This is a genomic window from Mycolicibacterium arseniciresistens, from assembly GCF_030519285.1.
Classification (GTDB): Bacteria; Actinomycetota; Actinomycetes; order Mycobacteriales; family Mycobacteriaceae; genus Mycobacterium; species Mycobacterium arseniciresistens.
The window spans coordinates 1-23,813 of the sequence record NZ_JAUMSQ010000133.1 but is presented as its reverse complement, the minus strand read 5'-3'; the positions used below and the strand labels follow the sequence as shown (position 1 = coordinate 23,813).

Sequence of the window (23,813 nt, the reverse complement as noted above, 5' to 3'; positions counted from 1 at the left end):
GCCGCGGTGCGTGTGGCCGCCCGCCTCGCGCAGCAGCCACCCGTCGAGCCACTCCTGACGGCGCCCCGGCCAGGCGCCGGCGGCGGCGTGTTCGAGGTTGCGGATGTCGGCGGTGCGCACGGGTGCGTCGGCGAGCGCCTTGACCGCCACCACGTCGGCGGCGGCGACGTCCACCTCGTCTCCCCGTTTCGTGCGCACGCGCAGGGTCGGACCGACCGCGATCAGATGACCGACCACATCGGTCAGCGGCGGCGAGGAGCCCGGCGGCAGCCGGTAGCGCAGGCTGACCCTGGTGCCCGTGGGCGGCAGTTCCGGCACGGACGGCTCAGTGACCGAAGGGGTCGGGGTCCTCGCCGGGCAGCCAGCTCAGGCCGTCGACACCCCAGCCGTTGGACTTGACGGCCCGTTTGGCCGCACGGGCATGCCGGCCGACGAGGCGGTCGAGATAGAGGTACCCGTCGAGGTGCCCGGTCTCGTGTTGCAGCATCCGGGCGAACAGGCCGGTGCCCTCGAGAGTGATCGGGGTGCCGTCGGCGTCGAGTCCGGTGACGCGGGCCCATTCCGCGCGGCCGGTGGGGAACTGCTCGCCGGGCACCGACAGGCAGCCCTCTTCGTCGTCGTCGGGATCGGGCATCGTCTCGGGCACCTCGGAGGTCTCGAGCACCGGGTTGACGACGACGCCCCGGCGACGGGTGGTTCGGCCGCGGGCGTCGGCGCAGTCGTAGACGAAGACCCGCTTCGAGACGCCGATCTGGTTGGCGGCCAGGCCCACTCCGTACGCCGCGTCCATCGTCTCGTACAGGTCGGTGATCAGATCCGCCAGATCTGCGGGCAATGAACCGTCGGGACCGACGGGCACGGGAGTGGTCGCGGTGCGCAGGACGGGGTCTCCTACTATCCGGATGGGTACGACGGCCATGCGGGAGAGCTTAAGTCGGCGGCCTACGTCCGCACGACGCACCAGCCGACTCGCCCGCATTGATGACGTCGCAACCCAGCAACCCGTGATTGAATGAGCGCGAACTACAGGGATGTCATTCTTTTCAGGTCGGAAAGGTCCGAGGAGCAATATGGACGGCGCTATCGCGCGTACTGAGCCTTCCGGCGATGACTCTGATCTCCCCGAAGGACTCTCCCGGCGCGAGCACGACATCCTGGCATTCGAACGCCAGTGGTGGAAGTACGCCGGCAGCAAGGAAGACGCCATCCGGGAGCTGTTCTCCATGTCGGCGACCCGCTACTACCAGGTGCTCAACGCGCTGGTGGACCGGCCGGAGGCGCTCGCCGCGGATCCGATGCTGGTCAAGCGCCTGCGCAGGCTGCGCGCCAGCAGGCAGAAGGCCCGCGCGGCGCGCAGGCTCGGCTTCGAAGTCACCTGAGCGGTCGGTCGGCGCAGGCGCACTCGTTAGAGTGGGCGCGATGAACCAGCGAGAAAGTTCCGGGCTGCCGCTGCGGGCCATGGTCATGGTGCTGCTGTTCCTCGGTGTGGTCTTCCTGCTGGTCGGTTTCCAGGCGATGGGCTCGGGTGACGACTCCGGCGACGACGACGCGCCCGTGGCGTCCGCCGTTTCCACCACCACCGCGGCCCCCGCGTCGTCGGAGGCTCCGGCCGCGCGCCCCGAGGTCCGCGTGTACAACATCTCCGAGGTGGCCGGCGCGGCGGAAGGAGTGGCCACCCGGCTGCGCGAAGCCGATTGGAACGTCGCCGACACCGGCAACCTCACGCTCGACGGCGTCACCGCCACCACGGTGTACTTCGGCGAAGCGCCGGGCGAACGCGAAGGCGCCGACGAAGTGGGCAAGCTACTCGAGGCGCCGGTCGAGCCGCGCACGCCCGCGCTCGCCGACCAACCACCAGGCGTGATCGTGGCGGTCACCGGTTAGGCTCGTGGCCATGCGCAAGTCCGCCACCGTCGCCGCCCTGTTCGCCGTTCCCGCCCTTGCTTTGAGCGCCTGCAGCAATCCCGAGCAGGCGTCCACCACTCCCGGCACCACGCCGTCGGTGTGGACCGGCTCGCCGTCTCCGTCCGCCGCGCCGGGCGAAGAGCAGGGCGAAGGCCAGGGTGGCGGTGAAGGTGGTGGCGAAGGCGGCGGCGAGAAACTGGCCGCCGAGTTGCGGAGCCCGGACGGGACCACGGTGGCCACCGCCGACATCGACTTCACAGGCGGCTACGCGACGGTCACCGTGCGCACCACCGCATCCGGGCAGCTGGCGCCGGGATTCCACGGCATCCACATCCACTCGGTCGGCAAGTGCGAGGCCGACTCGGTGGCCCCCACCGGCGGCGCGCCGGCCAATTTCAACTCCGCGGGCGGGCACTTCCAGGTGCCCGGTCACACCACGCACCCGGCGAGCGGTGACCTGAGCTCGCTGCAGGTGCGCGAGGACGGTTCGGCGATGCTGGTGACCACCACCGACGCGTTCACCGCCGAGCAGCTGCAGGCCGGCCAGAAGACGGCGATCATCATCCACGAGAAGGCCGACAACTTCGCGAACATCCCGCCGGAGAAGTATCAGCAGGTCAATGGCACGCCGGGTCCCGACCAGCAGACGCTGGCGACCGGTGACGCCGGCGGCCGGGTGGCCTGCGGTGTCATCGCTCCCGCGCAGTAGCCGTATCGACTTCGCCGGGTCCTACCGCCCGACGCTCGGTGTCGAATGGGAATTCGCGCTCGTCGACGCCGTCACCCGCGACCTGAGCAACGAGGCCGCCGCGGTGATCGCCGAGATCGGCGAGAACCCGAAGGTGCACAAGGAGCTGCTGCGCAACACCGTCGAAATCGTCACGGGCGTCTGCAATTCCGTGCCGGAGGCGATGGACGACCTGCGCGGCAGCCTGGTCACGGCGCAGCAGGTGGTGCGCGACCGCGGGATGAACCTGTTCAGCGCGGGCACCCACCCGTTCGCAAAGTGGTCGGCGGCCCAGCTCACCGATGCGCCGCGGTACGCCGAGCTGATCAAGCGCACGCAGTGGTGGGGCCGTCAGATGGTGATCTGGGGGGTGCACGTCCACGTCGGGGTGTCGTCGGCGCACAAGGTGATGCCGATCATCTCCTCGCTGCTCAACCAGTTCCCGCACCTGCTGGCGCTGTCTGCGTCGTCGCCGTTCTGGGACGGTGAGGACACCGGCTACGCGAGCAACCGGGCGATGATGTTCCAGCAGCTGCCGACGGCGGGGCTGCCGTTCCAGTTCCGGCAGTGGTCGGAGTTCGAGGGCTTCGTCCACGACCAGAAGAAGACCGGGATCATCGACCACATCAACGAGGTCCGCTGGGACATCCGGCCGTCGCCGCATCTGGGCACGGTCGAGGTGCGGGTGTGCGACGGGGTGTCGAATCTGCGGGAGCTGAGCGCGCTGGTGGCGCTCACCCACTGTCTGATCGTCGACCTCGACCGCAGGCTCGACGCCGGCGAGGAACTCCCGATGATGCCGCCGTGGCACGTGCAGGAGAACAAGTGGCGCGCCGCGCGGTACGGCCTGGACGCCATCATCATCCTCGACGCCGACAGCAACGAGCGGCTGGTCACCGAGGACCTCGACAACCTGGTGGACCGGCTGCAACCGGTGGCGAAGTCCCTGGGCTGCGTCGACGAGTTGGCCTCGGTCAGTGAGATCCACCGGCTTGGCGCGTCCTACCAGCGGCAGCGCCGGGTGGCCGAGGAGACCGACGGCGACCTGCGCGCGGTCGTCGACGCCATCGTCGGCGAGCTCGAACTATAGGTTGGACCCATGAGCGTCACGCCGATGTTCCCGCTCGAAGTGGCGATGCTGCCCGGCGAGGAGTTGCCGCTGCGGATCTTCGAGCCGCGGTACGCCGCGTTGGTCCGGGACTGCCTGGCCGCCGACGACCCGGTGTTCGGGGTGGTGCTGATCGAGGCCGGGCGCGAAGTGGGCGGCGGGGACCGGCGCAGCCGGGTCGGTGTGCTGGCTCGCATCGCCGAGTGCGCCGCGACCGGCGAGGGCCGATACCGGATGAATTGCCCACTGGGTGAACGAATCCGGGTCACCGAGTGGCTCGACGACGATCCGTATCCCCGGGCCGACGTCGAACCGTGGCCCGACGAGCCCGACGCCGGCGTCGATCCGGCCCGGCTCGCCGACGTGGAGAATCGCATCATCGCGCTCTTCGAGCGGATCGCGGCCGCCCGCGGCGGAGAAATCCGCGACCGCGACGGGCTGCTCGCCCGCACCGAACCCGACGTGCCGAAGCGCTTGTACGCGTTGGCCAACCGCCTGCCGATGGGTCCTGCCGACCGGTACGCGGTGCTGGCCGCGCCCGGCCCGGCGACGCGACTGGACGCTTTGAGCGAAGCCGTGGACACGGTGACCGCCCGGGTCGAGTTCCAGCTCTCGGAGTAGTCCCTAGGCGATCGCCGCGATGGGCCCCGTCGACGCCGCGGAACTGAGCCTCGCGTCGACGAACACGGTGTTGGGAAAGGCGTCCTCGGCGTCGTCGGGAGTGCACCGGTCGTAGCGGTCCATCAGCCGGCGGGCGTCGATCGAGGTGACCTCCCAGCCCTGCGCGGTCAGCCACTGCGCGACGTCGGTGCGCTCCTCGACGAACCACAGGTCCTCGATGTCCGGACCGTCGTCGCCGGAGTCCTCGCGGAGCCGTCGGAGTTGCTCACGCCGGGCGGCGAGGTTCGCCGGGTCGAAGAACGCGGCGCCGAACGACTCGACCGCGATGCGGCTGCTCGGCACGGCCATCTCGATGATCTGTGCGAACAACCGGTCCTGGCCCTCCGCCGGGAGGTAGGGCAGCAGCCCCTCGGCCGACCACGCTGCCGGCTGGGTGGCGTCGAAACCCGCGTCGCGCAACGCCTTAGGCCAGTCCTGCCGGAGATCGACGGGCACCGGGACATACCGCGCATTCGGTTCGGCGCCGTGGGTGCGCAACACGTCCAACTTGAACTCGAGCACCTGGGGCTGGTCGATCTCGTAGACCACGCTGCCGCTCACCCACGGCATCCGCCAGGCGCGCGAGTCCAGGCCGGCGCCGAGGATTACCGACTGCTCGACACCGTGTGCTCCCGCGGCGATGAAGAACTCGTCGAACCACTTGGTACGCGACGCCGCGTACCCCGACACCGCGCGGATCCTCTCGGCCATCGCCCCCGTCGGTAGCTCCCAGCCGAGGGCGACCGCGGCGTCGATGAACACCTGCGCGAACGGATCGTCGAACAGCGGGCAGCCGGCCGAGGATTCACCGGCCCGGGCCATCGCCACTCCCAGCGCGGTGGGACCGACGCCTTCGGTGATGCTCCAGGTGTCAGAGTCCGTCCGTGCCATGCGCACGGTGTTCCCCATCGGCCGCGAACTCATGCATCTCGTCCCTGGTCAACAGGTCATCGCGGATGTTCTGCTCGCGGTAGGCCAGCTGGCCGACGCGGTTGGCCACCACGGGGGCGGTGATGATTGTGAACAGGCCGGTCAGGATCACCATGCCGACATCGACGTTGCCCCGCAGCCGGATCGCGGCGCCCGCCAGCACCAGCAGCAGCCCCAGCACCTGGGGCTTGGTCGCGGCGTGCATCCGCGACAGTGTGTCGGGGAACCGGACGACGCCGATCGCCGCGGTCAGCGCCAGCGTCGACCCGCCCAGCACCAGGACGGCGGCGACCACGTCGGGGATGTCGGGACTGCTCACCGGGTCCTCCGCTTCTCGACGTCGGGCACCCGGAACCTCGCCACGCTCACCGACCCGACGAAGCTGATGAGCGCCAGCGCGGTGAGGCTGTAGGTGACGGTGGTGTCGAGGCTGAACGCCGCCCACGTGCCGATCGCGCACATCGTGACGGCGACCAGGGTGTCGAGCGCGACCAGCCGGTCAAGCGTGCTCGGGCCGGCCAGCAGCCGGAACATCACGATGGCCGCGGCGGCGCTGAGCATCACCGCAGCGACGATCCACACGTACGTCACTTGTCTGCCTCCTCCTCCACAGCGTCCACCGGATGGGCCGAGGGCCGCCAGTCCGCATCGCGTTCGAACGCCGCGATGAGCAACCGCTGGAACTGGTCGACCTGGCGGTAGAACCGGGCCAGGGCGCGGTCGGAACCCACGTCGATGACGTGCACGTAGATCATCCGCCGGGCCTGGTCGATCTCGAGCACGATGTTGCCTGGGGTCAGGTTCATGATGTTGACGGCCAGCGCCAGCACGAGGTCGGACTTGAGTGCGAGATGCGCGCGCAGCACGGCCGTCAGCGGCGGCGGGCCCGGCTTGACCGCCAGCCACGCCACCTGCACCGAGGACAGCACCAGATAGTAGGCGACGGTCGCGATCAGGCGGAGCACCGAGAGCAGATGGATCCGGCCCTCGACGGGCACCGGCGGCAGCGGCAGCAGCACCGTGATCACCAGCGCCACGGCCAGCCCGCTGACGACGTTGGCCGCGGAGAAGGTGCCCCACAGGAAGATCCACACCAGCACCAGCCAGCACAGCACCCACGCCCGAAGGGCGATCCGCCGCATCGGCCACCTGCTCCGCACGCTGTCGCTTGTCATGGCCGCTCCCCGACGACGGCGGTGATGTACTGCTCGCGGTCGAGCACCTGGTCGGCCGCGCGCACGCTGTAGGCGAAGATCGGTCCCGCCGCCACCGTCAGCATCAGGCCGACCGCGATCAGCGCGCCCGTCGGCAGCAGCATGCCGATCGGCATCCGGCCGACGTGCGCCCGGTCGGCGTACTCGATGTCCTCGTCCTCGACGAGCAGCGCCGCCGGGACGGCCGCGGACAGATGGCCCTCCGGGGCGTCGACCCGGGCTCGCCAGAACGCCTTGGTCCACACCCGGGCCACCACGTACAGCGTCAGCAGGCTGGTGAGCACGCCGCCGCCGACCAGGAACCAGGCCAGCACGGAACCGTTGGCGGCGCCGGCCTCCATCAGTGCCACCTTGCCGATGAAACCCGAGAACGGCGGGATACCACCGAGATTGAGCGCGGGCACCACCCAGACGAAGGCCAGAAGTGGGCTGGCGGCCGCGAGTCCGCCGAGCCGCTGCATGGTCGACGCGCCTGCCTGCCGTTCGATCAGCCCGACCACCAGGAACAGGGTGGTCTGCACCAGGATGTGGTGCGCCACGTAGTAGATGGCGCCGGACATGCCGAGTTCGTTCGACAGCGCGATGCCGAACACCATGTAACCGATGTGGCTGACCAGGGTGAAGGACAGCAGCCGCTTGATGTCGCTCTGCGCGATGGCGCCGAGGATGCCGATCACCATCGTCATGAGTGCGGCCACCAGCAGCACCGCGTCCAGGCCACCGCCGGGAAAGAGCAGGGAGTGCGCCCGGATGATCGCGTACACACCGACTTTGGTGAGCAGTCCGGCGAACACGGCGGTGACGGGCGCCGGTGCGGTGGGGTAGGAGTCGGGAAGCCAGGTCGACAGCGGGAACACCGCGGCCTTGATGCCGAACGCGACGAGCAGGACCGCGAACAGCGCTGTGCGGGTGCCCGGCGCGACCTCGTCGAGGCGCACGCCCAGCTCCGCCATGTTCAGTGTGCCGGTGGCGGCGTAGACCAGTGCGATGCCGATGAGGAAGATCAGCGACGAGACCATCGACACCATCACGTAGGCGATGCCGGCGCGGACGCGTTCGGCGCTGGACCCGATGGTCAGCAGCACGAAGCTCGCGGACAGCAGCACCTCGAAGCCGACGAACAGGTTGAACAGGTCACCGGCCAGGAAGGCGGTGCACACGCCAGCCGACAGCACGAGATAGGTCGGCAGGAAGATCGACACCGGCTGGCGGTCGTCGCCGTCGCGGATGCCCTGTCCGATGGCGTAGCAGACCACCGCCAGCAGCACGATCGACGACACCACCAGCATCAGCGCCGAGAGCCGGTCCACCACCAGGGTGATGCCGAGCGGCCCCATGCCCGGCACGCTCTGGCCCCAGCCGCCGACCTGCAGCGCGAGGGTGCCGTCCCGGTCCGTCAGGTACAGCAGCACGGCGCACACCGCGACCACGGCGATCAGCGCGACGAGGGTGATGGCGCGCTGCAGCCGGGGGGTGCGGCCGGCGAACAGCGTCAGTGCCGCGGCCAGTGTCGGGATCAACACGGGCAGCGGGGTCAGCACGGTGGAGAGGGTCATCGCGAACCCTCCTGGCCGGGAAGGGCGTCGAGCTCGTCGGGCAGGTCGGTGTCCTTGCCGGTGTCCGGTTCTGGTGGCCGGTCCTCGTCGACGGGGGTGGCGTCCATGGCGGACAGCCGGGACACCCGGGTGTCCTCGGGGTCGTTGCCCACCTCTTCGGCGGTGGTCAGCCGGAAGGACCGGTAGGTCAGCGCCAGCACGAACGCGGCGATGCCCATGCTGATGACGATCGCGGTGAGGATCATGCCCTGGGCCAGGGGATCGGCCGTGGTGGTCTCGCCGTTGCTGGTGCGGCCGCGCACCGGCGGATTGCCCGACGGACCGCCGACCATCAGGATCAGCAGATTCACCGCATTGCCGATCAGCAGCAGCCCCAACAACATTCGGGTCAGGCTGCGCTCCAATAGCAGGTAGACACCCGCGCTGGTGAGGGCTCCGACGAGGATGAGCGGGATCAGGTAGGTGGTCATCGGGTCACCGTCCCGGTCTCGACGGCAGGCCGGCCACCGGTTCGTGGTTCGGCCATCTCCGTGTCGACCCGTGCACCGAGGCTGCGCAGCACGTCGAGCACCAGGCCGACGACGATGAGGTACACGCCGAGATCGAAGAACAGCGCCGTGACGAACTTGACGGTGCCGAGCACCGGGACGTCGAACTCGACGACGGCCGAGGACAGCACCGGTGCGCCGAGCAGCAGCGAGGCCACGGCGGTGCCCGCGGACAGTCCGAGCCCGACGCCGAGGATCTTCCCGGCGTCCAGCGGCAGCGTCTCGCCGAGTTCGTAGCGGCCGCCGGCCAGGTAGCGCAGCACCAGCGCCAGCCCCGCGGTCAGCCCGCCCGCGAAGCCGCCGCCGGGAGTGTTGTGGCCGGCGAAGAAGAAGTACGCCGACAGCACCATGATGAGCGGGAAGATCACCCTGGTCGCCACCTCGAGCACCAGCGAGCGGTGCCGCGGGTCGCGGAGTTCACTTCCGCGCAGCCACGTCACCTCACCGGCCGCGGGCGAGTTGGCGTAGGTGCCGACGGGGCCGATGTCGGGCTGGCCGGCGTCGGACACCCGGGGTGCGGCGCCGAACCGCCGGTGCCGGAACACCAGCGACGCCACCCCGGTCGCGGCGACCAGCAGCACCGAGATCTCGCCCATCGTGTCCCATGCGCGGATGTCGACCAGCAGCACGTTGACGGTGTTGGCGCCGTGCCCGCGGTAGTACGCGGCGTCGGGCAGCAGTTCGGCGATGCCCGCGCCGCTGCGGGCCGCCATCGCGAAGACGGCGAGCGAGGTGACGGTCGCGCCGACGGCCAGTGACAGCACGGCACGCGGCAGCCGGAATCGGCCGATGTCGGCCTGGTCCGCCTCGGCGGGCAGCGAGCGGAGCACCAGCACGAAGATCACCAGCACCAGCGTCTCGACCAGGAACTGGGTGAGGGCGAGGTCGGGAGCGCCGTGGAAGGCGAAGATCGCGCCGCAGCCGTAACCGGTCACCCCGATGAGCAGCACCGCGGCCAGCCGGTTGCGCATCACCACCGCGCCGAGCGCCGCGGCGATCATCAGCAGTCCCACCACCACCTGCACCGGGGAATCCCACAGCCGGAACTCCGGCCGGTCGCGAGCACCGAACGCCAGCACCGCCGCAGGCAGCACCACCAGCGTCGACAAAATCACCGCCTGCGTGGCGGGTATCGATCCGCGCTGCGTCACCGCGGTCAGCCGCACCGAGAACACGTCGAGTCCGCGGATGAAGGAGTCGTACACGTGGTCGGCGTTGCCCAGCGGCAGGTACGGGGTGCGGGCCCGCCGCAGGCGGTGGCGGCCGAAGAAGGCCGCGGTGCCCGCCGCGATGACCAGAACCGACAGCAGCAGAGGCAGATTCAGCCCGTGCCAGAGTGCGAGCTCGTAGTGCTGGCCGCCGGGCACCGTGCCGGCGTAGTCGTCGAGCACCGTGTCCAGCGGTGCTGGCCACAGCCCGAACAGCAACCCCGCCGCCGCCAGGATCGCCGGCGGGACCAGGAAGGTCGCGGGCAGCCGGTGTATCTCGGCGACGCGGACGCTGGGTTGGGACAGGCCCTTGCGCGCGAACGCCCCCCACAGGAATCGCAGGCTGTAGATCGTGGTGAACACCGAGCCGAACACGATGCCCGCCAGCACCACCGGCGCCGCGACGCCGAGTGACGCGCTGTGCGAGACGGTTTCGAAGTCGGCCTCCTTGGCGATGAAGCCGAGGAACGGTGGTAGCGCCGCCATGCTCGCCGTGGCCCCGACGGCGATGACCAGCAGTGGCCGGCTGGCCTCGCCGAGCCATGCGAGCCGCCGGATGTCGCGGGTGCCGGTGGCGTGGTCGATGGCGCCGACCACCATGAACAGCGCGGCCTTGAACATCGCGTGCGCGACGAGCATGGCCAGCCCGGCCAGCATCATGTCGCGCCCGCCGGCGCCGACCATCACGGTGATCAGGCCGAGCTGGCTGACCGTGCCGAAGGCGAGGATCAACTTGAGGTCGTACTCGCGCACCGCACGCCAGCCGGCGAGCAGCATCGTCGCCAGGCCGAGTGTCACCACCATCGGCCGCCAGACCGGTGAGTCGGCGAAGCCCGGCGTCAGCCGCGCCACCAGGTACACGCCGGCCTTCACCATCGCCGCCGCGTGCAGGTAGGCGCTCACCGGGGTGGGCGCCGCCATGGCGCCCGGCAGCCAGAAGTGCAGCGGGACGATCGCCGACTTCGACAGCGCGCCAACGAGAATCAGGGCGACGCCGACGCCTGCCGCCACTCCGGTCGGTGGCGCGGCGACGAGTTCGGAGAGCCGGTAGGTGCCCGCGAGGTTGCCCAGCACGACGATGCCCGCCAGCATCGCCAGCCCGCCGAGGGTGGTCACCAGCAGTGCCTGCGTGGCGGCACGCCTGCTGGTGGCGCGCTCGGCGTAGTGCCCGACCAGCAGGAACGACAGCACGGTGGTGATCTCCCAGAACACGTAGAGCACCAGCATGTTGTCGCTCGTCACCAGACCGAACATCGCGCCGGCGAAAGCCACCATCTCGGCGGCGAAGCTCGGCAGTCGCTTCTCGGTGTGGCCGTCGTGGTGGTGGAAGTACTCGGCGCAGTAGAGCAGCACGAGTGCGCCGATGCCGAGCACCAGCACGCTCATGATCGCCGCGAGGGTGTCGAATCGCAGGGTGATGTTCATCGACAGTTCGGGCAGCCAGACCAGGTCGACGGTCTTGACGTCGCCCGGTGACGGCCAGTTCGTCGCCACCCACACCAGCGACGTGAGGGGGACCAGCGCCAGCGGGTAGAACGCGAGCCTGCCGAATCGTGCCACGAGGACGGGTGCGATGGCGGTCGCCGCCGCGTGGGCGATCAGAATGGCAAGCAAGGCACTCCGTGGTCTCGTCGGGTCGGCGGTGCGCCGACTGGCGAAGATCAGATCGTGGGTGTCAGCCGCTCGGATGCACGCTCGGCGCTAAACGCATCGGTGGTGGGAACAGCCCGTCCTCACTCATTCTACGGATGCCCGGTGAGCTGCTCGCACCCCTACGGAACGGCCCGCTCCGCATTCCGCTCGGCGAGCGCGGCGATCCGGCCGAGCAGTCTGCGTACGACGACGCCGTGACCGCCGGTGCCGATGACCATCGCCCGGTACACCGTTCCCGCGGCGCCGGGGAACGCCGCGAAGGTCTGCGCGGCCACGCGGGTGCGGCCGGGCCCGTCGTCGGTGAGTTCGAACACGAGCCGGTACACCGCGAAGGGGTGGCGGCCGTGCATGGCGAACCGGTCGGGCGGCGTGGCCGATTCGAGGTGGAAGCCGGGCGGGACGCTCGACGGGTCATGGCGGTCGCGGCACATCACGGACAGCAGGGCCGTCCAGCAGGTGGCGCGGTAGGCGGCGATCGATATGGCATGCTCGTCGATATAGGGCAATCGTTCCATATAGAAGGACCATACTATATCGTGGCACCTCCGCGGAAGCATGAGACCGACGCCATACTCGACGCGACGCGCGCGCTGATCCTCACCGAGGGTCCGCGTGCGGCCAGCGTGGCCGCGATCGCCAAGGTCAGCGGCGCCCCCGCCGGCACGCTGTATCACCGCTTCGGCAACCGCAACGGTGTGGTGACGGCCGCCTGGCTGCGGGCGCTCGAGCGATTCCAGGGCCGGGTGCTGGCGGCGGCGGCCGACGATCCGGTGGACGAGGGGGTGGCCATGGCCGTGGCGGCGGTCGAGTTCGCCGGCGACCTGCCGGACGACGCCCGCCTGCTGCTGGCGTTGCGCCCCGGCGATCTGGTCGACGGCGATCCGGATCCCTCGCTGCAGGAGACGCTTGCGGCGATGAACGCCCCGCTGATCTCCCGGCTGCACGACGTCACCCGGCGGCTCTACGGCGACCCCGGCGACAAGGGCGCCGACCGTGATCTCGACGCGGTAACCCGGGCGGTCGTCGACCTGCCCTACGCCGTCATCCGGCGTCACGCCCGCGACGACCGCCTGCCCTCGTGGCTGGCCGACGACCTGGCAGTGGCGGTGCGGGCGCTGTTAGCGGCGCATCGACCCGCAGGTGGATCCTGACCGGACCGACAGGGTGTGGCTGACCACTCCGATGCCCCAGCCCATGATCGGCCAGACCGGCCAGAAGTACCATCCGCCGCCGCTCAGGCCGACGGCGAGCCAGATGCCCAGCATCAGCAGCGCCCCCGCGAGGTAGGCGGCGACGTGAATGGCGGCGCCGCGCCGGGCCGCCCTCGTGTGGGCCTCGCGCCGCCGCGGATCGTTGCGGCGCAGATGGGGAACGGGCAGGTCGGCGGTCAGCACGCGGAGCTCCTCACGGGTGCCCGCGGCGAACGCCGACTGCACCCGGCGCTCGTAGTCCGCCATGTCGAGGTAGCCCTGCGAAAGTGCGAGCCCGAGGTCGGTGGCCGTCTTCTCACGCTCGCGGTCGCCGGCGCGGGTGGTGGTGTCCGGGGCGGTCATGACTGCGCTCCCATCAAACTTGTCAGCGGCTAGTTCGGATGGGTCCGAGTCTGCTCCGGTAACTAGGCACTGTCAAGATGTAAGCGGCGTCAGCGGTTCTCGGAGAACGCGCGCAGCGACTCCACCTGCACCGGGTCCAGCGACGGCCGCACCGTCGCGCGCGCGGCGGCCACATCGGCGGCGGTGACGTCGGCGGCGTCGATCGAGCGTCGCATCGCGGTCAGCGCCGCCTCGCGCAGCAGCGCCACACAGTCGGCCGCGCTGTAGCCGTCGAGGTCGTCTGCCAGCGCGTCGAGGTCGACGTCCTCGGCCAGCGGGATCGACTTGCCCGAGGTGCGCAGGATCTCGCGCCTAGCCTCGGCGTCGGGCGGTTCGACGAACACCAGCCGCTCCAGCCGGCCGGGTCGCAGCAGCGCCGGGTCGATGAGGTCGGGCCGGTTGGTGGCGCCGAGCACGACGACGTCGTTCATCGGTTCGATGCCGTCGAGTTCGGTCAGCAGCGCGGCCACCACCCGGTCGGTGACACCGGAGTCGAAGCTCTGCCCGCGCCGCGGCGCCAGCGCGTCGATCTCGTCGAGGAACACCAGCGACGGCGCGGAGTCGCGCGCCCGCCGGAAGAGTTCGCGCACCGCCTTCTCCGAGGCGCCAACCCACTTGTCCATCAACTCGGCACCCTTGACGGCGTGCACCGAGAGCCGGCCCGAGCTCGCCAGCGCCCGCACCACGAACGTCTTCCCGCACCCGGGCGGACCGTAGAGCAGCACACCGCGTGGCGGTTCGACCCCGAGCCGGGCGAAGGTGTCCGGATGCTGCAGCGGCCACAGAACCGCCTCGGTGAGCGCCTGCTTGGTCGCGACCATGTCGCCGACGTCCTCCAGGGTCACCGACCCCACCGCCACCTCTTCGGTGGAGGAGCGCGACAGCGGGCGAATCACGCTGAGCGCTCCGGTCAGGTCCTCCTGCACGAGTGCGGGCGCGGTGCCTTCGGTGCTCGCCCGCGCGGCCGCCCGCAGTGCCGCCTCGCGGACCAGGGCGCACAAATCGGCGACGACGAAACCCGGTGTCCGCCCGGCGATCTCGTCGAGCTGCAGCTCACCCGCGGGCACGTCGCGCAGCAGCACCTCCAGCAGCGCTTTGCGGGTCGCCCCGTCGGGCAGGCTCACACCGAGCTCACGGTCGCACAGGTCGGGCCCGCGCAGCCGCGGGTCGACGCCGTCCGGCATGGCCGTCGTCGCGACGAACGCGACACCGGAAGTCGCGACGGCCGAACGCAGTTCGGTCAGGATCAGGGTGGCGACCGGTTCCGCGGTCGAGGGCAGCAGCGCGTCGATGTCGGTGATCAGCAGGACGCCGCCGCCGTCGCGGACCGTCTCCACGGCGGCGGAGACGCTGCGCAGCCGGTCCTCGGCGTGCAGCGCGCCCACCTCGGGGCCGTCGAGTTCGACCAGCCTGCGGTCGGCGCACACCACCCGCACCATCGTCGCCTTGCCGACACCTGCCGGACCCGACACCAGCACACCGAGATTGGCGGCGGCGCCGAGGGTCTGCAGCAGTTCGGGCTCGTCGAGCGAGAGCTTGAGCCATTCGGTCAGCCGGCTCACCTGGCTGTGCACACCTTTGAGATCGTCCGCGCTGACAGACGGCCGCTGCGACGGCGTGGTGACGGTGGCCTGGCCGACGCTGCTGTCCACGCCTGCGCTTCCGCGGTCCGACACCGACACGGTGCCGTCGCCCCAGCTGACCACCGAATTGGGTTGCACGCTGACAGGTCCGGCCGGATCGACACCGGTGACGGTGAGCAGTTCCGAGGTCCAGGTGATGCCGACCGACGAGGCCAGCGCCGAGGTGGCCGCCGAGGTCGAGGTGCCCGGTCCCAGGTCGCGCGGCAGCAGCGACACCGTGTCGCCCACCGTCATCACCTTGCCGAGCAGCGCCTGGCGCAGGGTGGCCGACGAGATCGACTGGGTGGCCAGCCTGGAGCCCGACACCGTCACCGATCGTGCGCCGTACACCGTCACCGGTGCGACGATCACCGTGCTGGTCTCCCGCAGACCGGCGTTGGACAACGTGACGTCGTCGAGCAGGGCGGTGCCGGTCGGCGTGCCCGGCGGTGCCACCCCGACCACCGCCGCGGTGGTCCTGGCACCCGTGAGGGCGACGGCGTCCCACTCGCGCAGGCCAAGTGCGGCAATGGCTTCGGGATGCAACCGGACCACACCGCGGCGATTGTCCAGCGCCGAGGTGTTCAGCCGAGCGGTGAGTCGCAGATGGGTGAGCGCGTAGTCGTCTTCGGCGAACTCGGTCCCGGTCATGTCACCGGTCCGGAGGTCTGCGCAGTCCGAGGCGCGCCACCGAGCGCCGGTACGGCTGGGCCCGTCGGGTGGCCCGGCGGGTGGCGCGCCGGGTGGCACGGCGTTGCCTCGGTTTGTCGTCCCACGCCTCGGGATGGGCGGCCACCCATCGGCTGCTGCGCACCGCGAACGGGATGTGGATGACGTAGGCCAGGATGATCGCCATCAGCACGAGGTAGCCGTAGAGGATCGACGCGGCGACCCCGAGCGCCAGCAGCACCAGCAGCGGCACCACCGCGCTCGGCGGTATGGCGAACGTGTGCACCTTGCGCATCGGGATGCTGCTGACCGCCAGCAGCGACACCCCGATCATCCAGATGACGACGGCCGGTTCCGACGTCCACCAGCCTTCGCCGAACTGCATCTTGGCCGCCAGCGGGCCGATCGCGCCGATGGCCGCGGCCGGCGCGGGCATCCCCACGAAGAATTCCTTCATGTAACCCGGTTGGTCCTCGGCGAGCATCGCGTTGAACCGGGCCAGCCGCAGCACGATGCAGACCGCGTACAACAGCACCACGATCCACCCGATCCGCGACTCCGACAGCAGCGTGCCGTAGACGATGAACGCCGGCGCCACACCGAAGTTCACCGCGTCGGCCAGCGAGTCGATCTCCTCGCCCATCTTCGAGGTGGCGTTGAGCAGCCGCGCCGTCCGGCCGTCGAGGGCGTCGAGGATGGCGGCCACGGCCAGGAACGCCATCGCCTCGGTCGGACGGTCGTCGAGCGCGAACTTCACCGCCGACAGCCCCAGGCAGATCGCGGCCACCGTCATCGCGCTGGGCAGCATGCGCAGGCTCACCACGGGACGCTTCACCCTGGGCTTGATCACGGCAGCTCCGCGAGGATCGTCTCCCCGCCGACGGCGCGCTGGCCGGGCAGCACCAGCACCTCGGAGCCCTCCGGCAGGTAGGTGTCGAGGCGGGAGCCGTAGCGGATCAACCCGTAGGTGTCGCCGATCGAGACCTTGTCGCCGGCCTTGGCGTCGCAGACGATGCGCCGCGCGACCAGGCCGGCGATCTGCACGGCGATCACCTGGGCACCGGACTCCGTCCGGATGACGAGGCTGTTGCGCTCGTTGTCCTCGCTGGCCGCCTCGAGTTCGGCCGAGACGAACAGCCCCGGCCGGTGCACCACCGAGGTCACCTCGCCGCTGATCGGGACGCGCTGCACGTGCGCGTCGAAGATCGACAGGAAGATGCTCACCCGCGGAAGGGGACGCGCGGGCAGCCCCAGTTCTGCGGGCGGTTCGACGTCCTCGACCAGGCAGATCAGCCCGTCGGCCGGGGCGACGATCGCGCCCTGGCGCGTCGGTGGCACCCGCGGCGGATGCCGGAAGAACGCGGCGTTGGCGCCTGCAGCGACCAGGCCCGCGCCCCGCAGCCAGCGGTTCCGGCGACCGGCGGCCGCCAGCGCGAGACCGGCGCCGATGAACGGCAGGCCTGCCGGGTGCACCGGCGGAACGGTTGTCCGGACCAGGGCCATCAACCGCTCGGGGCCGGATTTGAGCTCTTCGGTTCTTGGGCGTCTGGCCATCGGGGTGGATTCTACGTGCGGACGGTGTCGAGAATCCGGCCAGCTGTCTCAGAACCCGGCTAGCTCAGATCCCACACCGCGACCGTCGACCCGGCCGGGAGTTCGGTGATGTCCTCGCCGATCTCCAGCAGGCAGTTGGCCGAGGCGAGCCACCGCAGGTGGTGCGACGCGGGCGGGCCGTAGCTGGTGACGGTGCCCGCGTCGGCGTCGAGCACACCGCGGCGGAACTGCCGCTTGCCGCGCGGGGAGGTGAGGTCCTCGGTCAGCACGGCCGCGCGCCGGGGCCGTTGGGGCTGCGTGGCGCCCATCGCCGCCCGCAGCGGCGAACGCAGGAACACCTCGAACGACACCAGCGCGCTGACGGGGTTGCCCGGCAGGGTGACGATCGGCGTGCCGCCGACGCGGCCGGCGCCCTGCGGCATGCCCGGCTGCATCGCGACCTTGACGAATTCGACCGTCGCGGCGAGCGCGTCCTTGACCACCTCGTAGGCTCCGGCACTCACCCCGCCGGTGGTGATGATCAGATCGGCCTGCCCGGCGTAGCGGGCCAGCGTGTCGTGGAAGGCCGTGACGTCGTCACCGGTCATCGGCGCCGCGACCACCTCGCCGCCGGCGTCGCGCACGGCCGCCGCCAGCATCACCGCGTTGGACTCGTAGATCTGGCCGGGCAGCAGGGGCGTGCCGGGTGCGACGAGCTCGGTGCCCGTCGACATGACGAGCACTCGGGGCCGCGGCACCACGGTGAGTTCGCCGAGACCCAGCGCTGCGGCGAGCCCGAGCGCGGCCGGGGTGACCGGCTGGCCCGCCGTGAGGACGGTGGTGCCCGCGGTGACGTCCTCGCCGGCGCGGCGGACGTGCTGGCCGGGCCGGGGTGCGATCCGGATCTCCACGGTGTCGGGGATGGCGGTGAAGTCGCCGTCGGTGGCCTCGACCGGGACCACTGCGGTGGCGCCCGACGGCAGCGGCGCCCCCGTCATGATGCGGTGCACGGTGCCCGGCGCCAGGGTCAACGGATCGGTCCGGCCGGCCGGGATGTCGGCGGCGACCGGGAGCCGCACCGGGTGCTCGGCGCTCGCCCCCGCGACGTCGTCGGCCAGCACGGCGTAGCCGTCCATGGCGGAGTTGTCGAAGCCGGGCAGTGACAGCGGCGCGACGACGTCGGCAGCCAGCACCAGCCCGAGCGCCTCGGTCACCGGCACGGTGACCGACGGCCGGGCGGCGATCAGACCGGCGACCACACTCTGGTGTTCGGAGACGGAGCGCATCGACGGCTACACCGGGAACGTGACGCCGGTGAGCTCTTCGGACACCGTCCAGAGCCGCCGCGCCACGTCCTCATCGTGGGACTTCCTGTTGGACTGCACCAGCTTCGGGTGCCCGCGCTGCTCGCCGATGCCGTCCGGGCCGTAGTACTGGCCGCCGCGCACCTGCGGGTCGGTGGCCGCGCGCAGCGTGGGCAGTGCGCCACCGGCGGCGTCCTGGGCGATCTGGCGCCAGACCAGCTCGACGGGCCCGCGGATCACGCCGGGCAGGTTGCGGGTCAACTCGGTGTTGGAGCTGCCGGGGTGGGCGGCGACGGCGATGGTCGGCGCGCCCTTCTTCGACAGCCGCCGGTTGAGCTCGTAGGTGAACAGCAGGTTGGCGAGCTTGGCCTGGCCGTAGGCGCGCAGCCGGTTGTAGCCGCGCTCGGACTGCAGGTCGTCGAAGTTGATCGAGCCGAAGCGGTGGCCGTTGCTGCTGATCGTCACCACTCGCGACCCCTCGACGGGCAGCATGTTGTCGAGCACCTGCCCGGTGAGAGCGAAGTGGCCGAGGTGGTTGGTGCCGAACTGCAGCTCGAAGCCGTCGGACGTGGTGGCCTTCGGCGTCGTCATCACGCCTGCGTTGTTGATCAGCAGGTCGATGCGGGAGTACTCGGCACGCAGGTCGTCGGCGGCCCGCCGGACGCTGTCCAGCGACGTCAGGTCCAGCTGCTGCAGCGTGACGTCGGCGTGCGGCGTCGCCGCGGTGATCCGGTCGACGGCCGCCTTGCCCTTGTCGAGGTTGCGCACGGCCAGCACCACGTGCGCGCCGCGGGCGGCCAGCACGGCGGCGGCCTCGTAGCCGATCCCGGTGTTGGAGCCGGTGATGACGGCGACGCGCCCGGTCTGGTCCGGCACGTCGCCCGCGCCCCACTTCGTGTCAGCACTCATGATCGAAACCCTACCCACGCCGATCGGTCATGCTCGAAGGATGAACGGTGCGCCCCGCCAGACCGTGACGCTCGCCGATCCGGCCAACCCGCCCAGCCGCAAGGCGCCGCTGGTGTGGGCGATCGGCGCCGCTGTGCCGTGGCTGGCGCTGCTGGCCGGGCTGCTGGTCTGGCTGGCACTCGACCCGCGCCCAGCGTGGGTGTCGTGGCTGGTGCTGGCGGTTCCGGCGGTCGGCGTGGTGGTGTTCGTCGGCATCGCGCCGATGTGGCGCTACCGGGTGCACCGCTGGGAGATCGATTCCCGGGCGGTTCACACCCGAACCGGGTGGCTGATGCAGGAGCGCCGGATCGCGCCGATCTCGCGGGTGCAGACGGTCGACACCCAGCGCGGTCCGCTCGACCGGTTGTTCGGTCTGGCCAATGTGACGGTGACGACGGCGTCCTCGGCGGGAGCGGTGCACATCGTCGCGCTCGACTCCGACGTCGCCGACCGCGTGGTGGCGCAGCTGACCGACATCGCCGCACTCGGCGAGCAGGACGCCACGTGACCGCGCCCGCACCGGTGTGGCAGCGGCTGAGCCCGCGGATGCTCCTGGTGCATCCCGTGCACGAGGTGGTGCGTCAGGTGCCGGTGCTGATCGGTTCGGTGGTGCTGGGTTCGGCGACCGGCAACCCGCTGTGGGCGGTCGCAGCGCTGGTGGCCACCGTCGGGTACGGCGTCGCGCGGTGGTTCACCACCACCTACCGTATCGACGCCGACGAGGTCCAGCTGCGCGCCGGGGTGCTGCAGCGCAACGTGCTGTCCGTGCCGCGCAACAGGATTCGTTCGGTATCGACGGACGCCCGGCTGCTGCACCGGGTGTTCGGGCTGACGGTGCTGCGGCTGAGCACCGGGCAGGAGGCCCGCGGTGACGCGGCGTTCGCCCTTGACGCGGTCGAGGCGGGAGAGGTGCCAAGGCTGCGGGCGGTGCTGCTGGCCGACTCGCTGGCCGGCGCAGGCTCCGAGACCGAGCAGGACCCGGTGCCACCGGGGCGGGTGCTCGCCCGGTGGCAGCCGTCGTGGCTGCGGTACAGCCCGCTCAGCTTCACCGGCCTGGCGATGATCGCCGCCGCGTTCGGGCTGGTGTACCAGGTGGGATACGGGGTGCGAGTGCAGGATTCGGGGCTGGTGCGCTCCGGTCTGGACGCCGCGGAGCGCGCGGGGGTGGCGGCCAGTGTGACGGTCGTCGTGCTGGCGGTGGTGGTCGCGTCGGTGCTGCTGTCGGTGCTGAGGTCGTTGACGACGTACGGGAACCTCGTGCTTCGCCGTGACGGAGACGTGCTGCACCTCGTGCACGGTGTGGTGCGGGTGCGTGAGCACACCTACGACATGCGCCGGCTGCGGGGCGGCACCCTGCGGGAGCCGCTGCTGGTGCGGATGTTCGGCGGCGCCCGGCTGGATGCGGTGATGACCGGCGTCGACGGCGCGGGCGAGTCGTCGCTGCTGCTGCCGCCCTGCCCGGCGGACACCGCGCGGTCGGTGCTCACGGACCTGATCGACCATCCCGACGCCGTCACCGGCGCGCTGCGTGCGCACGGCCCGGCGGCCACCCGGCGGCGCTGGACGCGTGCGCTGATCGCTCCCGCACTGCTGGCCATCGTCATGGGTGCGACGAGTTTCGTTGTTTCGATGCCTCTTTGGGTATGGCCGGTGTGGGCGGTGCTCACCGTGTGCTGCGCACTGCTCGCGGCGGACCGGTCGCGGTCGCTGGGCCACCGCGTCGACGACGGCTGGCTGGTCGCCCGTTCGGGCAGCCTCGAGCGGCGGCGGGACTGTGTCGACGGTGCCGGCGTCGTCGGCTGGACGGTGCGGCAGTCCTGGTTCCAGCGGCGCGCCGGGGTCGCCACGCTGGTCGCCGCGACCGCCGCGGGGGTGAAGGCCTACCGGGTGGTCGACGTGCCCGCCGGGGCGGCGTGGTCGGTCGCCGCCGCGGTGTCGCCGTGGCTCACAGGCACCGGATGGGCGCGCACCGGAGCCGGGCCCGAGTTGCGCTGAAGCATTCGCCGTTTACTGTCTTCCAGCATGGCCGTCGGTGGAGTGCTGTTCGACATCGATGGCGTCCTGGTGACGTCATGGCAGCCGATCGCCGGAGCCGCCGACACGCTGAGGTCGCTGGCGGACAACCAGATCGCACGGTCGTACCTGACCAACACGACCACCAGGACACGCAGGCAGATCGCCGAACTGCTGTCCGGCGCGGGCATGGACGTCACCGCCGACGAGGTGATCACCGCCGCGGTCCTCACCGCGGAGTACGTCCGGGAGCGGTATCCCGGAGCGCAGTGCTTCCTGGTGAACAGCGGCCGGATCGGCGAGGACATGCCGGGTGTCGACCTGGTGTACTCGGACGAGTTCGACGACGGCGGCACGCCCGACCGGCCCGACGTCGTGCTGCTTGGCGGTGCGGGCCGCGAGTACAACCACCTCACCCTCAGCTGGGTGTACGACTGGATGGCCCAGGGTGTGCCGGTGGTGGCGATGCACCGCAGCACGTCGTGGAACACCACCGAGGGCCTGCGCATCGACACCGGCATGTATCTGCTCGGCATGGAGGAGACGTCGGGCCGCAAGGCCACCGCCGTCGGCAAGCCGGCGCCCGAGGGCTTCCTGGCCGCGGCGCGCAGGCTCGGCGTCGATCCCGATGAGATGTACATGGTCGGCGACGACCTCAACAACGACGTCCTGGCGGCCCAGGTGGTCGGCATGACGGGAGTGCTGGTGCGCACGGGCAAGTTCCGCCAGGACACGCTCGACCGTTGGGCCGCAGACGAATTCGCGATGCAGCCCAACCACGTGATCGACTCGGTCGCCGACCTGCCGCCGCTGCTGGGGCTGTAGCGATCAGGCCTTGAGGGTGCGGACCGCCTCGATGCGCTCCTTGAGCTGATCGGTGGTGGCGGCGGCCACCGGAGGTCCTCCGCAGAGCCTGCGCAGTTCGTTGTGGATCCAGCCGTGAGGCTTGCCGGTGCGGTGATGGGCGATGGAAACCAGCGCGTTGAGCTCGCGGCGCAGTTCCCGGATCTGGCCGTGGGTGGCGCGGGTCAGGGCCGGCTCGGCGGCGGCGGCGCCCGACGCGGTCCGCTTGGTCAGCTGCTCTTCCTGCCTGCGGCTCAACAGGTCTCGCATCTGTGTCGCATCGAGCAGGCCCGGGATCCCGAGGTAGTCGGCCTCCTCCTCACTGCCCGCGGGTGTCGCGGTGCCGAATGACGAGCCGTCGAAGATCACCTGGTCGAGTTCGGCATCGGCGCCGAGCATCTCGTAGCCGTTGTCCAGATCGCCGGGCTCGTCCTTGGCCTTGTTGGCGTCCTCGAGCAAGGCGTCGTCGAGGCCCTCTTCCTCGCGGTGCGGCTTGCCGAGGACGTGATTGCGCTGCGCCTCCATCTCGCTGGCCAGCAGCAGCAGGTTGGGCACCGACGGCAGGAAGACGCTGGCGGTCTCGCCGGGTTTGCGCGACCGCACGAAGCGCCCGATCACCTGCGCGAAGAACAGCGGGGTCGACGCGCTCGTCGCGTACACGCCGACGGCGAGGCGGGGGACGTCGACGCCCTCCGACACCATGCGCACCGCGACCAGCCAGCGAGTGGTACCCGCCGAGAACTGGCTGATCCGGTCCGAGGAGCCCGGATCGTCCGACAACACGATCGTCGGCGCCTCGCCGGTGAGCCGGGTCAGCAGCTCGGCGTAGGCGCGCGCGGCGGTCTGATCGGAGGCGATGATCATGCCGCCGGCGTCCGGCACGTGCCGCCGCTTCTGCTCCAGCCGCCGGTCGGCCGCGGCGATGACGGCGGGCATCCATTCGCCCGCCGGGTTGAGCGCGGTGCGCCAGGCGCGGGCGGTCTGCTCGGCGCTCAGCGGTTCGCCGAGCCGGGCCGAGTGCTCCTCGCCGGCGCTGTCGCGCCAGCGTGACTCGCCGGAGTAGGCCAGGAACACCACGGGCCGCACGACGCCGTCGGCCAGCGCGTCGGAGTACCCGTAGGTGTGGTCGGCCTGCGAGCGCGCGAACCCGTCGGGGCCGTGCTCGTACCGGACGAACGGGATGGGGGAGTCGTCGCTGCGGAACGGCGTGCCGGTGAGCGCAAGTCTGCGCGTCGCGTCGTCGAACGCCTCGCGGATCGCCTCGCCCCAGCTCTTCGCGTCGCCGCCGTGGTGGATCTCGTCGAACACCACCAGGGTGCGGTAGTTCTCCGTGCGGACGCGGTGCCGGGACGGGTGGCTGGCCACCTGCGCATAGGTGACCACCACGCCGTGGAACTCTGAGGAGTGCTGCGCCGCGGAGTTGCTGAACCGCGGGTCGAGCGAGATGCCGACGCGTGCGGCGGCCGCGGCCCACTGGACCTTGAGGTGTTCGGTGGGGACCACCACGGTGATCCGGTCGACGGTGCCGTCGGCCAGCAGTTCCCCGGCGATCCGCAGGGCAAACGCCGTCTTACCTGCACCGGGGGTGGCCACCGCCAGGAAATCGCGTGGCTTGGCGCCGAGATACTTCACCAATGCCCGACGCTGCCAGCCACGCAAGGCCTGGGTGTCGGGCGCTGCGTATGCCCGCACCCAAGGTCTCCTCACCGATCGAGGGGCAGTCTATTACAACGGATTCCGGCGGCGCACATCCGCAGCGCGCGCCGCGGTGGCCGGGCGT

The 23,813-nt window shown here is 70.9% G+C and carries 26 protein-coding genes; 9 read left to right on the top strand and 17 right to left on the bottom strand.

The window, feature by feature from the left end; all coding sequences use genetic code 11:
* A partial coding sequence (locus Q2100_RS17435; RefSeq protein ID WP_456094142.1) for a putative acetyltransferase occupies positions 1 to 318 on the bottom strand: 318 nt, incomplete at its 3' end.
* A gap of 7 nt (positions 319 to 325) precedes the next feature.
* The gene (locus tag Q2100_RS17430) at positions 326 to 919 is read right to left on the bottom strand and encodes a peptide deformylase (RefSeq protein ID WP_264015177.1); all 594 of its coding nucleotides are present in this window, start codon (positions 917 to 919) and stop codon (positions 326 to 328) included.
* A 151-nt stretch (positions 920 to 1,070) separates the two neighbouring features.
* Between Q2100_RS17430 and Q2100_RS17425 the strand changes: the two genes are divergently transcribed.
* The 5 genes from Q2100_RS17425 to Q2100_RS17405 are packed head-to-tail and all read left to right on the top strand — an operon-like array spanning position 1,071 to position 4,361.
* Positions 1,071 to 1,379 (top strand): nucleoid-associated protein NapA, encoded by a 309-nt coding sequence (locus Q2100_RS17425; protein WP_264015178.1) that lies wholly within the window; start codon positions 1,071 to 1,073, stop codon positions 1,377 to 1,379.
* 40 nt (positions 1,380 to 1,419) lie between these two features.
* A complete protein-coding gene (locus Q2100_RS17420; RefSeq protein ID WP_264015179.1) occupies positions 1,420 to 1,884 on the top strand; it encodes a LytR C-terminal domain-containing protein in 465 nt (154 codons plus the stop codon).
* A 10-nt stretch (positions 1,885 to 1,894) separates the two neighbouring features.
* Entirely contained in the window at positions 1,895 to 2,614 is a 720-nt protein-coding gene (gene sodC, locus Q2100_RS17415) for a superoxide dismutase[Cu-Zn] (protein ID WP_302915083.1), read from the top strand.
* Positions 2,592 to 3,722 (top strand): glutamate--cysteine ligase, encoded by a 1,131-nt coding sequence (locus Q2100_RS17410; RefSeq protein WP_302915082.1) that lies wholly within the window; start codon positions 2,592 to 2,594, stop codon positions 3,720 to 3,722. The genes sodC and Q2100_RS17410 overlap by 23 nt, the downstream gene beginning before the upstream one ends.
* Positions 3,723 to 3,731: 9 nt before the next feature.
* On the top strand, positions 3,732 to 4,361 hold the full coding sequence (locus Q2100_RS17405; RefSeq protein WP_302915081.1) for an LON peptidase substrate-binding domain-containing protein: 630 nt from the start codon (positions 3,732 to 3,734) through the stop codon (positions 4,359 to 4,361).
* A 3-nt stretch (positions 4,362 to 4,364) separates the two neighbouring features.
* Here the strand turns inward: Q2100_RS17405 and Q2100_RS17400 are convergent, their stop codons facing one another.
* The 8 genes from Q2100_RS17400 to Q2100_RS17365 all read right to left on the bottom strand — a co-directional run bounded on the left by Q2100_RS17400 (position 4,365) and on the right by Q2100_RS17365 (position 12,024).
* The gene (locus tag Q2100_RS17400) at positions 4,365 to 5,291 is read right to left on the bottom strand and encodes an SAM-dependent methyltransferase (protein ID WP_302915080.1); all 927 of its coding nucleotides are present in this window, start codon (positions 5,289 to 5,291) and stop codon (positions 4,365 to 4,367) included.
* Positions 5,272 to 5,649, bottom strand: a complete 378-nt coding sequence (mnhG, locus tag Q2100_RS17395; protein ID WP_302915079.1) for a monovalent cation/H(+) antiporter subunit G — start codon at positions 5,647 to 5,649, stop codon at positions 5,272 to 5,274. Before mnhG ends, Q2100_RS17400 begins: the two co-directional genes overlap by 20 nt.
* On the bottom strand, positions 5,646 to 5,921 hold the full coding sequence (locus tag Q2100_RS17390; protein WP_264015185.1) for a monovalent cation/H+ antiporter complex subunit F: 276 nt from the start codon (positions 5,919 to 5,921) through the stop codon (positions 5,646 to 5,648). Before Q2100_RS17390 ends, mnhG begins: the two co-directional genes overlap by 4 nt.
* Positions 5,918 to 6,472, bottom strand: coding sequence for a Na+/H+ antiporter subunit E (locus Q2100_RS17385; protein ID WP_264015212.1), 555 nt, complete (start codon positions 6,470 to 6,472; stop codon positions 5,918 to 5,920). The genes Q2100_RS17390 and Q2100_RS17385 overlap by 4 nt, the downstream gene beginning before the upstream one ends.
* 29 nt (positions 6,473 to 6,501) lie before the next feature.
* Positions 6,502 to 8,100 (bottom strand): Na+/H+ antiporter subunit D, encoded by a 1,599-nt coding sequence (locus tag Q2100_RS17380; RefSeq protein WP_302915078.1) that lies wholly within the window; start codon positions 8,098 to 8,100, stop codon positions 6,502 to 6,504.
* Positions 8,097 to 8,570, bottom strand: coding sequence for a Na(+)/H(+) antiporter subunit C (locus tag Q2100_RS17375; RefSeq protein ID WP_269896665.1), 474 nt, complete (start codon positions 8,568 to 8,570; stop codon positions 8,097 to 8,099). Before Q2100_RS17375 ends, Q2100_RS17380 begins: the two co-directional genes overlap by 4 nt.
* Entirely contained in the window at positions 8,567 to 11,470 is a 2,904-nt protein-coding gene (locus tag Q2100_RS17370; RefSeq protein WP_302915077.1) for a Na+/H+ antiporter subunit A, read from the bottom strand. Before Q2100_RS17370 ends, Q2100_RS17375 begins: the two co-directional genes overlap by 4 nt.
* A 158-nt stretch (positions 11,471 to 11,628) precedes the next feature.
* A complete protein-coding gene (locus Q2100_RS17365) occupies positions 11,629 to 12,024 on the bottom strand; it encodes a hypothetical protein (protein ID WP_302915076.1) in 396 nt (131 codons plus the stop codon).
* A 21-nt stretch (positions 12,025 to 12,045) separates the two neighbouring features.
* On the opposite strand from Q2100_RS17365, the gene Q2100_RS17360 reads away from it, so the two are divergent.
* A complete protein-coding gene (locus Q2100_RS17360; protein ID WP_302915075.1) occupies positions 12,046 to 12,660 on the top strand; it encodes a TetR/AcrR family transcriptional regulator in 615 nt (204 codons plus the stop codon).
* Here Q2100_RS17360 and Q2100_RS17355 read toward each other — a convergent pair.
* The 6 genes from Q2100_RS17355 to Q2100_RS17330 all read right to left on the bottom strand — a co-directional run bounded on the left by Q2100_RS17355 (position 12,628) and on the right by Q2100_RS17330 (position 19,138).
* Positions 12,628 to 13,062 carry a DUF1707 domain-containing protein gene (locus tag Q2100_RS17355; RefSeq protein ID WP_302915074.1) on the bottom strand — a complete coding sequence of 145 codons (435 nt, stop codon included), beginning with the start codon at positions 13,060 to 13,062 and terminating at the stop codon, positions 12,628 to 12,630. The genes Q2100_RS17360 and Q2100_RS17355 overlap by 33 nt on opposite strands.
* Positions 13,063 to 13,151: 89 nt before the next feature.
* Positions 13,152 to 15,374 carry an AAA family ATPase gene (locus Q2100_RS17350; protein ID WP_302915073.1) on the bottom strand — a complete coding sequence of 741 codons (2,223 nt, stop codon included), beginning with the start codon at positions 15,372 to 15,374 and terminating at the stop codon, positions 13,152 to 13,154.
* A 1-nt stretch (position 15,375) separates the two neighbouring features.
* Positions 15,376 to 16,242: a CDP-diacylglycerol--serine O-phosphatidyltransferase gene (gene pssA, locus Q2100_RS17345; protein ID WP_302915072.1), complete on the bottom strand. Its 867-nt coding sequence runs from the start codon at positions 16,240 to 16,242 to the stop codon at positions 15,376 to 15,378.
* Positions 16,239 to 16,946, bottom strand: a complete 708-nt coding sequence (locus Q2100_RS17340) for a phosphatidylserine decarboxylase (protein WP_302915071.1) — start codon at positions 16,944 to 16,946, stop codon at positions 16,239 to 16,241. Before Q2100_RS17340 ends, pssA begins: the two co-directional genes overlap by 4 nt.
* 59 nt (positions 16,947 to 17,005) lie before the next feature.
* Positions 17,006 to 18,211 carry a molybdopterin molybdotransferase MoeA gene (moeA, locus tag Q2100_RS17335; protein ID WP_264015195.1) on the bottom strand — a complete coding sequence of 402 codons (1,206 nt, stop codon included), beginning with the start codon at positions 18,209 to 18,211 and terminating at the stop codon, positions 17,006 to 17,008.
* A gap of 6 nt (positions 18,212 to 18,217) precedes the next feature.
* Positions 18,218 to 19,138, bottom strand: coding sequence for an SDR family NAD(P)-dependent oxidoreductase (locus tag Q2100_RS17330; RefSeq protein WP_302915070.1), 921 nt, complete (start codon positions 19,136 to 19,138; stop codon positions 18,218 to 18,220).
* 40 nt (positions 19,139 to 19,178) lie between these two features.
* Between Q2100_RS17330 and Q2100_RS17325 the strand changes: the two genes are divergently transcribed.
* Genes Q2100_RS17325 through Q2100_RS17315 form a run of 3 tightly spaced genes read left to right on the top strand, consistent with a single transcriptional unit; the run spans position 19,179 to position 22,015 of the window.
* Entirely contained in the window at positions 19,179 to 19,685 is a 507-nt protein-coding gene (locus Q2100_RS17325; RefSeq protein WP_264015197.1) for a PH domain-containing protein, read from the top strand.
* Positions 19,682 to 21,172, top strand: coding sequence for a PH domain-containing protein (locus Q2100_RS17320; RefSeq protein ID WP_407667643.1), 1,491 nt, complete (start codon positions 19,682 to 19,684; stop codon positions 21,170 to 21,172). Before Q2100_RS17325 ends, Q2100_RS17320 begins: the two co-directional genes overlap by 4 nt.
* A 27-nt stretch (positions 21,173 to 21,199) precedes the next feature.
* Positions 21,200 to 22,015, top strand: coding sequence for an HAD-IIA family hydrolase (locus Q2100_RS17315; protein ID WP_264015198.1), 816 nt, complete (start codon positions 21,200 to 21,202; stop codon positions 22,013 to 22,015).
* Positions 22,016 to 22,018: 3 nt separating this feature from the next.
* Here the strand turns inward: Q2100_RS17315 and Q2100_RS17310 are convergent, their stop codons facing one another.
* A complete protein-coding gene (locus Q2100_RS17310; RefSeq protein WP_302915069.1) occupies positions 22,019 to 23,725 on the bottom strand; it encodes a DEAD/DEAH box helicase in 1,707 nt (568 codons plus the stop codon).
* Positions 23,726 to 23,813: the final 88 nt, after the last annotated feature.